Source organism: Cellulomonas fengjieae (genome assembly GCF_018388465.1).
Taxonomy (GTDB): Bacteria; Actinomycetota; Actinomycetes; order Actinomycetales; family Cellulomonadaceae; genus Cellulomonas; species Cellulomonas fengjieae.
Genome location: NZ_CP074404.1, coordinates 3,016,027 through 3,028,944, shown reverse-complemented (window position 1 = coordinate 3,028,944; position 12,918 = coordinate 3,016,027). Strand labels below are relative to the sequence as shown.

Annotated in this window: 12 protein-coding genes; 10 read left to right on the top strand and 2 right to left on the bottom strand. The window is 71.5% G+C overall.

Annotation, left to right across the window (positions count from 1 at the left end; all coding sequences use genetic code 11):
- Positions 1 to 115: 115 nt before the first annotated feature.
- The 10 genes from KG102_RS14005 (at position 116) to yjfF (ending at position 10,735) form a co-directional block, all read left to right on the top strand.
- Positions 116 to 1,693, top strand: coding sequence for a xylulokinase (locus tag KG102_RS14005; protein ID WP_208288339.1), 1,578 nt, complete (start codon positions 116 to 118; stop codon positions 1,691 to 1,693).
- The gene (locus KG102_RS14000; RefSeq protein WP_208288340.1) at positions 1,690 to 2,397 is read left to right on the top strand and encodes an L-ribulose-5-phosphate 4-epimerase; all 708 of its coding nucleotides are present in this window, start codon (positions 1,690 to 1,692) and stop codon (positions 2,395 to 2,397) included. Before KG102_RS14005 ends, KG102_RS14000 begins: the two co-directional genes overlap by 4 nt.
- Entirely contained in the window at positions 2,394 to 3,893 is a 1,500-nt protein-coding gene (araA, locus tag KG102_RS13995; RefSeq protein WP_208212414.1) for an L-arabinose isomerase, read from the top strand. Before KG102_RS14000 ends, araA begins: the two co-directional genes overlap by 4 nt.
- A 109-nt stretch (positions 3,894 to 4,002) precedes the next feature.
- Positions 4,003 to 4,449, top strand: coding sequence for a hypothetical protein (locus KG102_RS13990; protein WP_208288341.1), 447 nt, complete (start codon positions 4,003 to 4,005; stop codon positions 4,447 to 4,449).
- Between the two features lie 143 nt (positions 4,450 to 4,592).
- Positions 4,593 to 4,820, top strand: a complete 228-nt coding sequence (locus tag KG102_RS13985; protein WP_208212410.1) for a hypothetical protein — start codon at positions 4,593 to 4,595, stop codon at positions 4,818 to 4,820.
- A 99-nt stretch (positions 4,821 to 4,919) separates the two neighbouring features.
- Positions 4,920 to 5,747: a maleylpyruvate isomerase N-terminal domain-containing protein gene (locus KG102_RS13980; protein WP_208288342.1), complete on the top strand. Its 828-nt coding sequence runs from the start codon at positions 4,920 to 4,922 to the stop codon at positions 5,745 to 5,747.
- 295 nt (positions 5,748 to 6,042) lie between these two features.
- Positions 6,043 to 7,050, top strand: coding sequence for an ABC transporter substrate-binding protein (locus KG102_RS13975; RefSeq protein ID WP_208288343.1), 1,008 nt, complete (start codon positions 6,043 to 6,045; stop codon positions 7,048 to 7,050).
- 96 nt (positions 7,051 to 7,146) lie between these two features.
- A complete protein-coding gene (locus KG102_RS13970; RefSeq protein WP_208288344.1) occupies positions 7,147 to 8,682 on the top strand; it encodes a sugar ABC transporter ATP-binding protein in 1,536 nt (511 codons plus the stop codon).
- A complete protein-coding gene (locus tag KG102_RS13965; RefSeq protein ID WP_208212402.1) occupies positions 8,679 to 9,716 on the top strand; it encodes an ABC transporter permease in 1,038 nt (345 codons plus the stop codon). The genes KG102_RS13970 and KG102_RS13965 overlap by 4 nt, the downstream gene beginning before the upstream one ends.
- Positions 9,716 to 10,735: a galactofuranose ABC transporter, permease protein YjfF gene (gene yjfF / locus KG102_RS13960; protein ID WP_208212400.1), complete on the top strand. Its 1,020-nt coding sequence runs from the start codon at positions 9,716 to 9,718 to the stop codon at positions 10,733 to 10,735. The genes KG102_RS13965 and yjfF overlap by 1 nt, the downstream gene beginning before the upstream one ends.
- A gap of 94 nt (positions 10,736 to 10,829) precedes the next feature.
- On the opposite strand, the gene KG102_RS13955 is transcribed toward yjfF, so the two are convergent.
- Together KG102_RS13955 and KG102_RS13950 are read right to left on the bottom strand one after the other, a co-directional pair.
- Positions 10,830 to 11,513, bottom strand: a complete 684-nt coding sequence (locus KG102_RS13955; RefSeq protein WP_208212687.1) for a potassium channel family protein — start codon at positions 11,511 to 11,513, stop codon at positions 10,830 to 10,832.
- 16 nt (positions 11,514 to 11,529) lie between these two features.
- A complete protein-coding gene (locus tag KG102_RS13950) occupies positions 11,530 to 12,906 on the bottom strand; it encodes a TrkH family potassium uptake protein (RefSeq protein WP_208288345.1) in 1,377 nt (458 codons plus the stop codon).
- Positions 12,907 to 12,918 lie beyond the last annotated feature (12 nt).

The window sequence follows — 12,918 nt, the reverse complement described above, 5'->3', positions numbered from 1 at the left end:
ACCGCGGAGCCGTCGGCGTCCCGAGATGGTCAGAAGGCTGGATGTTAGCGCTAACATGTGACAGGGCCGCCGGCGTCCGCCGCGGTCTGCGATGTGACGAGACGGAGCCCGCGCAATGACGGTCGAACCCCACGGTGAGGACGCCCGGGCGATCACCGCTGGTCGGACCACGCTCGGCATCGAGCTGGGCTCGACGCGCATCAAGGCCGTCCTGATCGGGCCGGACCACGCGACGCTGGGCAGCGGCAGCCACGACTGGGAGAACCAGCTCGTGGACCGCGTCTGGACGTACTCGCTGGACGCGGTCTGGGCCGGGATCCAGGAGTCCGTCGCCGCCCTGCTCGCCGACGTCGAGCAGCGGCACGGCGTGCGCCCGACCACGGTCGCGGCGATGGGGGTCTCCGCGATGATGCACGGCTATCTCGCGTTCGACGAGGCCGGCGAGCTGCTCGTCCCGTTCCGGACGTGGCGCAACACGAGCACCGGGCACGCCGCCGAGGAGCTGACCGAGCTGTTCGGCCAGAACATCCCGCTGCGCTGGTCCATCGCCCACCTGCGGCAGGCGGAGCTCGACGCGGAGCCGCACGTGCCGGACATCACCTTCGTCACCACGCTGGCCGGGTACGTGCACTGGAAGCTGACCGGGCGCAAGGTCCTCGGCATCGGCGACGCCTCGGGCCTGTTCCCGATCGACCCGCTGACCCGCACCTACGACGCCCGGATGCTCGCGGAGTACCCCGGGGCGGCGCTCGCCTCGTTCCTGCCCGAGGTGCTCGTGGCCGGGCAGGACGCGGGGCACCTCACCGAGGCCGGCGCTGCGCTGCTGGACCCGACCGGGACCCTGCAGGCCGGCATCCCGCTGTGCCCGCCGGAGGGCGACGCCGGCACGGGGATGGTCGCCACCAACGCCGTGGCGCCGCGCACGGGCAACGTGAGCGTCGGCACCAGCATCTTCGCGATGGTGGTCCTCGAGAAGCCGCTGACGTCCGTGCATCACGAGCTCGACCTCGTGACCACCCCGTCCGGGGACCTCGTCGCGATGGTGCACTGCAACAACGGGGCCAGCGAGCTCGGGGCGTGGGCCGAGCTGTTCGGCCAGTTCGCCGCGGCGCTGGGGCGTCCGGCGGAGCCCGACGAGGTCTTCGGGGCGCTGCTGCGCGAGGCGCTGCGAGGTGACGCGGACGGCGGCGGCCTCCTCGCCTACAACTACCTGTCCGGTGAGCCGATCACGAGCATGCCGGAGGGGCGGCCGCTGTTCGCGCGGACGCCGGACAGCAGGCTCACGCTGGCCAACTTCATGCGCACGCAGGTGTACAGCGCGTTCGGCACCCTGAGCCTCGGGATGCGCGTGCTGCGCGACGAGGGCGTCGAGCTCGACGCCATGTACGCGCACGGGGGGCTGTTCCGGACGGAAGGTGTCGCGCAGCGGCTGCTCGCCGCGGCGGTCGCCGCTCCGGTGACCGTCGGCAGCACCGCCGGTGAGGGTGGCGCCTGGGGCATCGCGGTGCTCGCCGCCTACCTCGCCGCGGCCCCCGAGCAGGACCTGAGCACCTACCTGGCGGAGCGCGTGTTCGGCTCGGCCGAGACGGTGACCGTGGCCCCCGACCCCGAGGACGTCCGCGGGTACGACGCCTACCTGGTCCGCTACGTCGCCGGCCTGGCGATCGAGCGGGCCGCGGTGGTGGCGCTGTGAGGGACTACCCGCAGTCGGTGCTCGACGAGATCGCGCGCACCCGCGCCGTCCTGGTGACGCTGCACGCCGAGCTCCCGCGCTGGGACCTGGTCGTGTGGACGGCGGGCAACGTGTCGCAGCGGGTCGTGGTCGGCGCGGCCCCGAGCGCCGATGACCTGCTCGTGATCAAGCCCTCGGGCGTCACCTACGACGAGCTCACGCCGGAGTCGATGGTCGTGTGCGACCTCGACGGGACGCTCGTCGACGGCACCCGCTCGCCCTCCAGCGACACGGCCGCGCACGCCTACGTGTACCGGCACATGCCCCACATCGGCGGTGTCGTGCACACCCACTCGACGTACGCGACCGCCTGGGCGGCGCGCGGCGAGCCGGTGCCGTGCGTGCTGACGATGATGGCCGACGAGTTCGGCGGTGACGTGCCGATCGGCCCGTTCGCCCTGATCGGCGACGACTCGATCGGGCGCGGCATCGTCGAGACGCTCCAGGGCTCCCGCAGCCCCGCCGTCCTCATGCGCAACCACGGCCCGTTCACCATCGGCAAGGACGCCCAGGCGGCGGTCAAGGCCGCGGTGATGGTCGAGGAGGTGGCCCGCACGGTGCACATCGCCCGGCAGCTGGGTGACACCGTGCCGATCGCCCAGTCCGACATCGACTCCCTCTACGCCCGCTACCAGAACGTCTACGGACAGGACACCGAACGATGAAGCCGTACGCCGACCGCGAGATCTGGTTCCTCACCGGGAGCCAGGGCCTGTACGGCGAGGAGACCCTGCGCCAGGTCGCCGCCCAGTCGCAGGAGATCGCCCAGGTCCTCGGCGACGCGCTGCCCGCCACGCTCGTCTGGAAGCCGGTGCTGACCGACTCCGACGCGATCCGCCGCGCGGCCCTGGAGGCCAACGCCGACGACTCCGTGATCGGCGTGATCGCCTGGATGCACACGTTCTCCCCGGCCAAGATGTGGATCGCCGGCCTCGACGCGCTGCGCACCCCGCTGCTGCACCTGCACACCCAGGCCAACGTCGAGCTGCCGTGGGACACCATCGACTTCGACTTCATGAACCTCAACCAGGCCGCGCACGGCGACCGGGAGTTCGGGTACATCGCCACGCGCCTCGGCGCCGCGCGCAAGACGGTGGCCGGGCACGTGTCCAACCCGGCGGTCGTCGCGTCCGTCGACACCTGGGTGCGCGCGTGCGCCGGCTGGGCCGCGACGAACGAGTTGAAGCTGGCCCGGTTCGGCGACAACATGCGCAACGTCGCGGTGACCGAGGGCGACAAGACCGAGGCCGAGCTGCGGTTCGGTGTCTCGGTGAACACGTGGGGTGTGAACGACCTGGTCGCCGCGGTGGACGCCGTCGACGACAGCGCCGTCGACGCGCTCGTCGCCGAGTACGAGGAGCTGTACGACGTGGTGCCCGAGCTGCGCCGCGACGGCGACCGGCACGACTCCCTGCGCTACGGCGCGCGGCAGGAGATCGCGCTGCGCACGCTCCTCGAGTCGCTGGGCGCCAAGGCGTTCACCACCAACTTCGAGGACCTCGGTGACCTGCGCCAGCTGCCCGGGCTCGCCGTGCAGCGGCTCATGGCCGACGGCTACGGCTTCGGTGCCGAGGGCGACTGGAAGACCGCGATCCTGGTCCGCGCCGCCAAGGTGATGGGTGCCGGGCTGCCCGGTGGTGCCTCGCTCATGGAGGACTACACCTACGACCTGACGCCCGGCTCGGAGCGGATCCTCGGCGCCCACATGCTCGAGATCTGCCCGTCGCTGACCACGACGAAGCCGACCCTGGAGATCCACCCGCTCGGCATCGGCGGCAAGGAGGACCCGGTCCGCCTCGTGTTCAGCGCCGACCCGGGGGTGGGCGTGGTCGTCTCGCTGGCGGACATGCGCGACCGCTTCCGCCTGACCGCCAACGTGGTCGACGTCGTCCCGCCGACGGCCGACCTGCCGCACCTGCCCGTGGCGCGCGCGGTGTGGGAGCCGCGACCCGACTTCCGCACGTCCGCGGAGGCCTGGCTGACGGCCGGGGGAGCGCACCACACCGTGCTGTCGACGGCCGTGGGCGTCGAGGCGTTCGAGGACTTCGCCGAGATCGCCCGCACGGAGTTGCTGGTGATCGACGAGGCCACCACGCGCCGCGGTTTCAAGGACCAGGTGCGCTGGAACCAGGTCTACTTCCGGCTCGCGCAGGGCTTCTAGCAGGGGGTCCGGGCGGTACGTCCGTTCGGGTGACCACGGCCACAGTGATTGCCTCCTCCAACTTGTGTGCTTACCGTCGTGACACGGGGACGTGGACGAGGGAGCACCGATGACAGTGCAGCGGGGTGGCGGGACGATGTGGCCGGCCCGCGCCCTGCTCGCGATCGGCGCCTGCGTGCTCGTGCTGGTCATGGCGTTGTCCGTGTCGTCGGCGCACGCGGCAGAGAGCGAGGACACCCCGTCGGGCACCGGCCCGGCGGCCGGGAGCTGTTCCGCGGCGGCGTCGCGAGACGGCGAGACCACCCGGTCCTGGCCGCTGCCCCGGCTGGGGAGCGGCGACGGGGCCACCGCCGGCGCGGCGCTCTCGGTGGTCCGTCCGCGGCCCGAGCAGGGCGCGGTCACGCAGGACACCCCGGAGCGACCGCCGACCGACGGCGTCGTCCTCGACGTCCTCGACGCGGCGGCGTCAGCCGGCCGCGCCGACGGGGACGGGGAGTCGGCGTCCTGCCTCGCGCCCCCGCAGCTGCGGGTGCTCAGCGCGCGAGCGGGCCCCTAGACCCCGCGCCTCCCACCGCGGAGGCACCCGTCCGACTCTCCTGCGTGCACCCGGGCGCTCCGCGCTCGTCGGCGCCGTCCGCGCCGTCCGCGCGACCCGTCGTGCGTCCGCAGGGACATCTCTCCAGCGTCAGGAAGTCCGTCGTGAACACCTTCATCCGTCGATCCGTCCGCACCATGCGCGTCACCGGTGGTCTGGCCACGCTCGCGCTCGAGCTCGCCGGGGCCGCCGCAGCGGTCGCCCTGGTCGTCGTCAGCGTCGCGTCCTCGCCGGTCAGCACCGCGCGCACGGCGCACCGGCCCGCGGTCGCCACCCGCAGTCCCACCCTGATGATGGTCCCGACGCAGCGCAGCGCACCGCCGGGCACCTGAGGGAGCTCCCACGCAGGGCGCCTGTGCCATGTCGGCCCGCGGAGCCCCGACCGGCGCCGGGCAGCCGCCGTGTCGGTGCCCGTCGGTAGTGTCCGGCGCATGACTCAGGACACCACGTACCGCCCCTCGCCGGCGTCTTACGCCCAGGTCATCGCGCAGGAGTCCGCGCGTGCAGCGGACGCGCTCGACGCTGCGGCGCCGACCGCGCCGGTCCCGTCGTGCGGGGACTGGAGCGCCGCCGACCTGGCCTTCCACCTCGGCGAGGTGCAGGACTTCTGGTCCCAGGTGGTCGGGAACGCCCCGGTGGGGCCCGACGGTGTGCAGGATGCCGAGCGCCCGCCCGACGGCGAGGTCGTCGCGTTCCTGCGCGCGCGCACCCGGGCGCTGCTCGCCGCGCTCGCCGCGCACGACCCGCAGGACGCCTGCTGGTCGTGGTCGCCGACCGGGGGCACGGTCTCCTGGGTGCTGCGTCGCCAGGCGCACGAGGCGCTCGTGCACCGGGTCGACGCCGAGCAGGCCGCGGGCCTGCCGGTGGGTGACCCCGGGACCGCGCTGGCGGCCGACGGCGTGGACGAGATGCTCACCGTCATGGTCAGCGGGCTGCCGCCCTGGGCGACCTTCGACCCCGACGGCCAGCGGGTGCGGCTGCACGCGACGGACGCGGGCCGGGAGTGGGTCATGGCGTTCGGCCGGTTCCGGGGCACGTCCCCGACCACCGGCACGCAGTACGACGACGAGTGCGCCGAGCTCGTGGGCGGAGCGCCGTGGGAGGGCGAGGACGACGACGTCGCGGCGACGGTGTCGGGCGCCGCCTGGGACCTCGGGCGGTGGCTGTGGGGTCGCGCAACCCGGGACGCCCTCGCGCTGGAGGGTGACGCCGCCGCGGTCGACCGGTTGCGCTCGGTCATCGTGGACTCGACGCAGTAACCGACGCAGTAACCGACGCAGTAACCGACGCAGTAGCCGACGCAGTAGCCGACCCACGCCGGTCACTTCCGTCCCACCCGTCACACGAGGACCGGTCGGGCATCGTGTGCCGCGAAGCGTGACCGGAATGCAACCTCGAAAGCCCGCCACAGCGTGGAATGTGAGCGTTAACATCAGGCGAATCGCCCACCGGACGTGGTCCAGTTGGGCCTGTGCCCCGGCCCCCGGGTGCACGACGCGGACCGACCGGCGTGGGGCGGTCCGCGAGCAGGTGCGTCTCAAGGAGGAGAAGCAGATGGTCAGCAAGATGTTCAGGACCCGGTCCATCGCCGCGGGCATCGCGGCGCTCGCCCTCGGACTGGCCGCCTGCAGCAGCAGCGGCGACGCGGGCGACGAGGGCACGGCCGACGGCGGCGGCGGCGGCGGCGAGCTCATCTCCGTCGGGTTCAGCCAGGTCGGTGCCGAGAGCGGCTGGCGTGCCGCCAACACCAAGTCCATCCAGGACGCCCTGACGGAGGATGCCGGGTTCGACCTCAGCTTCTCCGACGCCCAGCAGAAGCAGGAGAACCAGATCCAGGCGATCCGTTCCTACATCGCCCAGGGTGTCGACTACATCGCGTTCTCGCCCGTCGTCGAGTCCGGCTGGGACAGCGTGCTCGAGGAGGCCAAGGACGCCGGCATCCCCGTCATCCTCACCGACCGCGCGGTCGACAGCGAGGACACGTCGCTGTACGTGACGTTCATCGGGTCGGACTTCGTCGAGGAGGGCAAGCGCGTCGGGGACTGGGTGTCCGAGAACCTCGGCACCGAGCAGATCAACGTCGTCGAGCTGCAGGGCACCACCGGCTCGGCCCCCGCGATCGACCGCAAGACCGGGTTCGAGGACGCCATCTCCGGAAACAGCAACGTCTCGGTGATCGCCTCGGAGACCGGCAACTTCACGCGCGCCGAGGGCAAGACGGTCATGGAGGGCTTCCTGCAGGCCTACCCGGACATCGACGTGGTGTACGCGCACAACGACGACATGGGCCTGGGCGCCATCGAGGCCATCGAGGCGGCCGGCAAGGTGCCCGGTCAGGACATCAAGATCGTCACGATCGACGGCGTGAAGGACGGCATGACCGCGCTGTCCGAGGGCAAGATCAGCTACATCGTCGAGTGCAACCCGCTGCTCGGGCCGGACCTCGCGGAGATCATCCAGACCCTCGAGGAGGGCGGCACCGTCGAGCCGCGCATCGTCACCAAGGACGAGGCGTTCGACCAGGAAGGTGCCAAGGCGGTGCTGGCCGACCGCCAGTACTGACCTCGCCCGCCAGGGCTGCCCGGGGGGACCTCGACGTCCCCCCGGGCAGCACCGCCCTGCCGGTACCGTGGGACCGGCTCGGACGAAAGGTCGACGATGACCGACACAGCTACCCCCGCCCCGATCGTCACCATGTCGGGGATCTCCATCACCTTCCCCGGGGTCAAGGCGCTGGACGGCGTCGACTTCCGGCTGTTCCCCGGCGAGGTGCACGCCCTGATGGGCGAGAACGGCGCCGGGAAGTCGACCCTGATCAAGGCCCTCACCGGGGTGTACTCGGTCGACTCCGGGTCGATCGTGGTCGACGGCCAGGAGCGCACGTTCGCCGGTCCCGCACAGGCGCAGGGCGCCGGGATCAGCACCGTGTACCAAGAGGTCAACCTCTGCGACAACCTCTCGGTCGCGGAGAACATCATGCTCGGCCACGAGGTCCGCCGCGCCGGGATCGTCGACTGGCGCCGGACGCGTGCCGCCGCCCGCGACCACCTGCGGACCATGAACCTCGACATCGACCCGAAGTCGTCGCTGTCGTCGCACTCGCTCGCGGTGCAGCAGCTGGTCGCGATCTCGCGCGCGATGGTCGTCGACGCCCGGGTGCTCATCCTCGACGAGCCGACGAGCAGCCTCGACGCCGACGAGGTCGCCCGCCTGTTCGACGTCGTGCGGTCCCTGCGCGACCGCGGCGTCGCGATCCTGTTCGTGTCGCACTTCCTCGACCAGGTGTATGCGATCAGCGACCGGATGACGGTCCTGCGCAACGGCACCCTGGTGGGCGAGTACCGGACCGCGGAGCTGTCCCGCGTGGACCTGGTGCAGAAGATGATCGGCCGGGCCCTCGAGGTCCTCGAGCAGCTCGAGGAGGCTCCCAAGCGGTCCGTCGCCGAGCGTGCCGACACCGCGCCGTACCTGCAGGCGATCGGCCTGGGCCGCAAGGGCTCCATCGAGCCGTTCGACCTCGACGTCTACGCCGGGGAGGTCGTCGGGCTCGCCGGACTGCTCGGCTCCGGCCGCACGGAGCTCGCGCGCCTGCTGTACGGCGCCGACCACGCGGACGCGGGGGAGATCAGGGTCGAGGGGACGCCGACGAGGATGCGTACGCCGCGCAGCGCCCTGTCGCGCGGCATCGTCTACTCCTCGGAGAGCCGCAAGACCGAGGGCATCGTCGGCGACCTGACCGTGCGCGAGAACATCGTGCTCGGCCTGCAGGCGGACCGGGGCTGGCTGCGGCGGATCTCGCGGCGCAGGTCCGACGAGGTGGTCGACCGGTACATCGAGGCCCTCGGCATCCGGCCGGCCAACCCGGACGCGATCGCCGGGAACCTGTCCGGCGGCAACCAGCAGAAGGTGCTGCTGGCCCGCTGGCTGGCCACGGCCCCGAAGCTCCTGCTGCTCGACGAGCCCACCCGCGGCATCGACGTCGGCGCCAAGGCGGAGATCCAGAAGCTCGTCGCCGACCTCGCGGCCCAGGGCATGGCGGTCGTGTTCATCTCGGCCGAGCTCGAGGAGGTCCTGCGCCTCTCCCACCGCATCGCGGTGCTGCGCGACCGCCGCAAGGTCGCCGAGATCGTCAACTCCGACGACGTCACCACCGACGACGTCGTCCACCTCATCGCGAGCGGGGGACAGTCATGAGCGCCGTCGGAAGCCTCACCCGGCACCGGTTGTTCTGGCCGGTGGTCGCGCTCGGCGTGCTCCTGCTGGCGTGCGTGCTCAAGTCGCACACGTTCCTCGACATCGCGGTCCGCGACGGCCACCTGTACGGCGGGCCCATCGACATCCTGCGCCGCTCCAGCGTCCTGCTGCTGGTGGCGCTGGGCATGACGCTCGTCATCGCGACCCGCGGCATCGACCTGTCCGTCGGTGCCGTCATGGCGATCGCGGGCGCGGTCGCGCTGTCCCAGATCGCGGCCTCCGACAACCCGGGCTCGCTCGCGGTCGTGGGGTCCGCGGTCGGCAGCGCGGTGCTGGTCTGCCTGCTGATCGGGGTGTTCAACGGGTTCCTGGTCTCGGTGGTCGGCATCCAGCCGATCATCGCGACGCTCGTTCTGATGACCGCTGGCCGAGGCATCGCGATGCTGATCACGGGCGGGCAGATCACGACCGTCACGAGTGCGCCGTTCAAGACGATCGCCACCGGGTACTGGCTGGGGCTGCCCGTCGCCGCACTGATCGCCGGGTTCTTCTTCCTCGCGATGGCACTGATCACGCGGCGTACGGCGCTCGGCGTGCTGATCGAGTCCGTCGGCATCAACCCGGTGGCCTCGCGGCTGGCCGGCGTGCGGGCCCGGACGATCGTCTGGACGGTCTACGTCCTGTGCGCGTTCTTCGCGTGCGTCGCCGGGCTCATCCGCACCTCGGACATCATGGCGGCCGACGCCAACAACGCCGGCCTGTTCATCGAGCTCGACGCCATCCTCGCGGTGGTCATCGGCGGCACCTCGCTGGCCGGCGGCAAGTTCTCGCTGGTCGGCACCCTCGTCGGCGTGCTCGTCATCACGACGCTGACGTTCTCCGTCACGATCCTGGGCATCCCGGCCAACGCGGTGTCCCTGTTCAAGGCGCTCGTCGTCATCCTGGTCTGCCTCCTGCAGTCGCCCGTGGTCCGGCACAAGCTGCGCGCGCGCCGACGACAGACCGCCCCCGCTCCCGTGGAGGTGCCGGCCTGATGGCGACCGACCAGCTCACCCGGCCCGCCGACGCCCCGCCGTCGCTCGGCTCACGCGTCCGCAGGCTCCGCATCGACGAGCGCTACCTGCCCGTCCTCGGCACGGTGCTCGTCCTGGTCGCGATGCTCGCCATCGGCGGCTCCCGGTACGAGAACTTCCTCACCGGCCGCGTGATGGCCAACGTGCTCATCAACAACTCGTTCCTCGTGGTGATCGCCGTCGGCATGACGTTCGTGATCCTCACCGGGGGCATCGACCTGTCCGTGGGTGCCGTCGTCGCGCTGTCCGGCTGCGTCGCCGCGTGGATGTTCTCGCACGGCTACGGGGCGGCGGTCGCGATCCCGCTGGTCATCCTCGTCGGCACCGTCATCGGCCTCGTGGTCGGGGTGATGGTGCACGTGTTCGAGATACAACCCTTCATCGCGACCCTGGCCGCGATGTTCCTGGCGCGCGGCCTGTGCTACATCGTGGCGCCCGAGTCCATCCCGATCACGGACCCGACGATCGTCGCGCTCGCGCGCACCCGCTGGGGCACCGACGACGGCCTGGTGATCACGCCGAGCGGCGTCATCGCGCTGGCGGTGGTGGCCATCGCGTTCGTGACGCTGCACTACACACGGTTCGGCCGGACCGTCTACGCGATCGGCGGTGGCGAGCAGTCCGCCAAGCTGATGGGCCTGCCCGTGGCGCGCACGAAGGTGCTGGTCTACGTCATCAGCGGCACCTGCGCCGGGCTGGGCGGCCTGCTGTTCGCGATCTTCTCGCGCTCCGGCTACGCGCTCACCGGCGTCGGCATGGAGCTGGACGCGATCGCGGCGGTCGTCATCGGCGGCACCCTGCTGACGGGCGGCAGCGGCTTCGTGCTCGGGTCGGTGCTCGGCGTGCTGGTGCTCGGCCTGATCCAGACGATCATCACGTTCCAGGGCACCCTGAGCTCGTGGTGGACCCGGATCTTCATCGGCGTGCTGCTGCTGGTCTTCGTGGTCCTGCAGCGCCTGCTGGTGATCCGTCGGCGCTGAGCGGCCGCCGAGCTCGTCAGTCCGGGCCGGGCTCGTCAGGTAGGACTGACGAGCTCGGCCGCAGCTGACGGGCTCGAGCGACGGGGACGAGCCGCTACGGTCGCGCCGCGAAGCGCTCCAGCAGGTCGGCGTGGCCCGAGACGATGATCAGGTCGTTCTGCGACAGCCGCGTCTCCGGGTTGGCGTAGACGAAGTCGATGCCGGGGCTCTTCACGCCGATGACCGTGACGCCGTACCGCTCGCGGATCTTCGACTGCGCCAGGGTGAACCCCTGGGTCTCCTTGGGCGGGCGCATCTTGACGATGGTGAACCCGTCCTCGACCTCGATGTAGTCGAGGAGCTTGCCGGACACCAGGTGGGCCACGCGCGCGCCGGCGTCGGCCTCGGGGAGCACCACGTGGTGCGCGCCGATGCGCTGCAGGATGCGCGCGTGCTCGTTGCTCACGGCCTTGGCCCAGATCTGCGGGACGCCGATGTCCACGAGGTTCCCGGTGATCAGGACCGAGGCCTCGAGGTAGGACCCGACGCCCACGACGGCCACCGGGAACTCGCGCGCCCCGAGCTGCTCGAGCGCCTCGGGGTTGGCGGCGTCCGCCTCGACCAGCGCGACCCGCCCGGCCCACTGGGCGACGAGCTCGGGGTTGCGCTCGACGGCCAGCACGTCCTGACCGAGGCGGTCCAGGGTCGCCGCGATGGCGGACCCGAACCGGCCGAGCCCGATGACGAGCACGCCCGAGTCCTTCTTGGGTGTGCGCGGTGCGTTCTGCGACGCCTTCATGGAGTCGCCGAATCTGTCAGCCAATGATCGGCCTCTCTTCTGGTAGCCGGATCACCCGACGACGGTTGCGCAGCGCGAGCGCGGCCGCAAGCGTCATCGTGCCGGTCCGGCCGATGAACATGAGCACGGTGAGCACGTACTTGGCACCGTCGGGCAGGTCGGCGGTGATGCCGGTGGACAGCCCGCAGGTGGCGAACGCGGAGATGACCTCGAAGAGCACCTTGTCCAGGGTGAGGCCGGTCATGGCGAGCAGGAGCAGCGACGAGACGAGCACGAGGGTCGCGGAGACGAGCGAGACGGCGATCGCCACCTGCAGCGCCTCGCGTGGGATGCGTCGCCCGAAGGCCTCGACGTCCTTGTCGCCGCGGCCCTCCGCGATGATCGCGAGCAGCATGACGGCGAGCGTGGTCACCTTGATGCCGCCCGCGGTCGACGCCGAGCCGCCGCCGACGAACATGAGCGCGTCCATGAGCAGCCAGGTGCCCTCGTGCATCTCCCCGACGTCCACCGTCGAGAAGCCGCCCGAGCGCGGCATGACCCCCGCGAACAGCGACGCGAGCGCGGTGGCGCTCGGTCCGAGGGGCTTGAAGGTCCCGGGGTTGGTCCACTCGAAGGCGGCGACGAGGATCGATCCCGCGACGACCAGGGCGACGCTCGTGGTCACCGTGAGCTTGGAGTGCAGGCTCCACCGGCGCGGCTCGCGCAGGTGCCGGGCGACGTTGAGGATGACGGGGAAGCCGAGCGAGCCGATGAAGACGCCGACGATGATCGGCATCAGCACCCACCAGTCGGACACGAAAGGCTCCAGGCCGTACGGGGTGGGCACGAAGCCGGCGCTGTTGAACGCCGAGATCGCGTAGAAGATCGAGTGCCACGCCGCGTCGCCCAGGTTCTCGTCGAACATGAGGAACCGCGGGAAGAGCACGATCGCGATGACCAGCTCCAGCACGACGGACGTGATGATGACGGTCCGGATCAGCGAGCCCACCTCACCGAGCCGCGTCTCCTTGGTCTCCGAGGAGACGAGCAGGCGCTGCGTCAGCCCGATCCGCCGGGACACGGCCATGCCCAGCAGCGACGCGAGCGTCATCACGCCCAGTCCGCCGATCTGGATGGCGACGAGGATGACGATCAGGCCCCACATCGACCAGTACTCACCGGTGGGCACGACGACCAGCCCGGTCACCGTGCTCGCGGAGGCGGCGGTGAAGAGCGCGTCGACGAAGGGCGCCCGCTCGCCGCTGGCCGTGGCCCACGGTGCCGACAGCGCCACCGTGACGATCGCGATGACGAGGGCGAACACGCCGAGGGCCAGCCGGGCAGGGGACTGCCGCGCCGAGCGGTCGACGATCTCACGCGCCCGCCAGGCCACGCCGGGGCCACCGCGCGCCATCACACCTCCCTC

Coding starts and splice junctions, on each gene's coding strand:
- KG102_RS14005 (WP_208288339.1), top strand. CDS start 116: ATGACGGTCGAACCCCACGGTGAGGACGCCCGGGCGATCACCGCTGGT.
- araA (WP_208212414.1), top strand. CDS start 2,394: ATGAAGCCGTACGCCGACCGCGAGATCTGGTTCCTCACCGGGAGCCAG.
- KG102_RS13990 (WP_208288341.1), top strand. CDS start 4,003: ATGACAGTGCAGCGGGGTGGCGGGACGATGTGGCCGGCCCGCGCCCTG.
- KG102_RS13980 (WP_208288342.1), top strand. CDS start 4,920: ATGACTCAGGACACCACGTACCGCCCCTCGCCGGCGTCTTACGCCCAG.
- KG102_RS13975 (WP_208288343.1), top strand. CDS start 6,043: ATGGTCAGCAAGATGTTCAGGACCCGGTCCATCGCCGCGGGCATCGCG.
- KG102_RS13970 (WP_208288344.1), top strand. CDS start 7,147: ATGACCGACACAGCTACCCCCGCCCCGATCGTCACCATGTCGGGGATC.
- KG102_RS13965 (WP_208212402.1), top strand. CDS start 8,679: ATGAGCGCCGTCGGAAGCCTCACCCGGCACCGGTTGTTCTGGCCGGTG.
- yjfF (WP_208212400.1), top strand. CDS start 9,716: ATGGCGACCGACCAGCTCACCCGGCCCGCCGACGCCCCGCCGTCGCTC.
- KG102_RS13955 (WP_208212687.1), bottom strand. CDS start 11,513: ATGAAGGCGTCGCAGAACGCACCGCGCACACCCAAGAAGGACTCGGGC.
- KG102_RS13950 (WP_208288345.1), bottom strand. CDS start 12,906: ATGGCGCGCGGTGGCCCCGGCGTGGCCTGGCGGGCGCGTGAGATCGTC.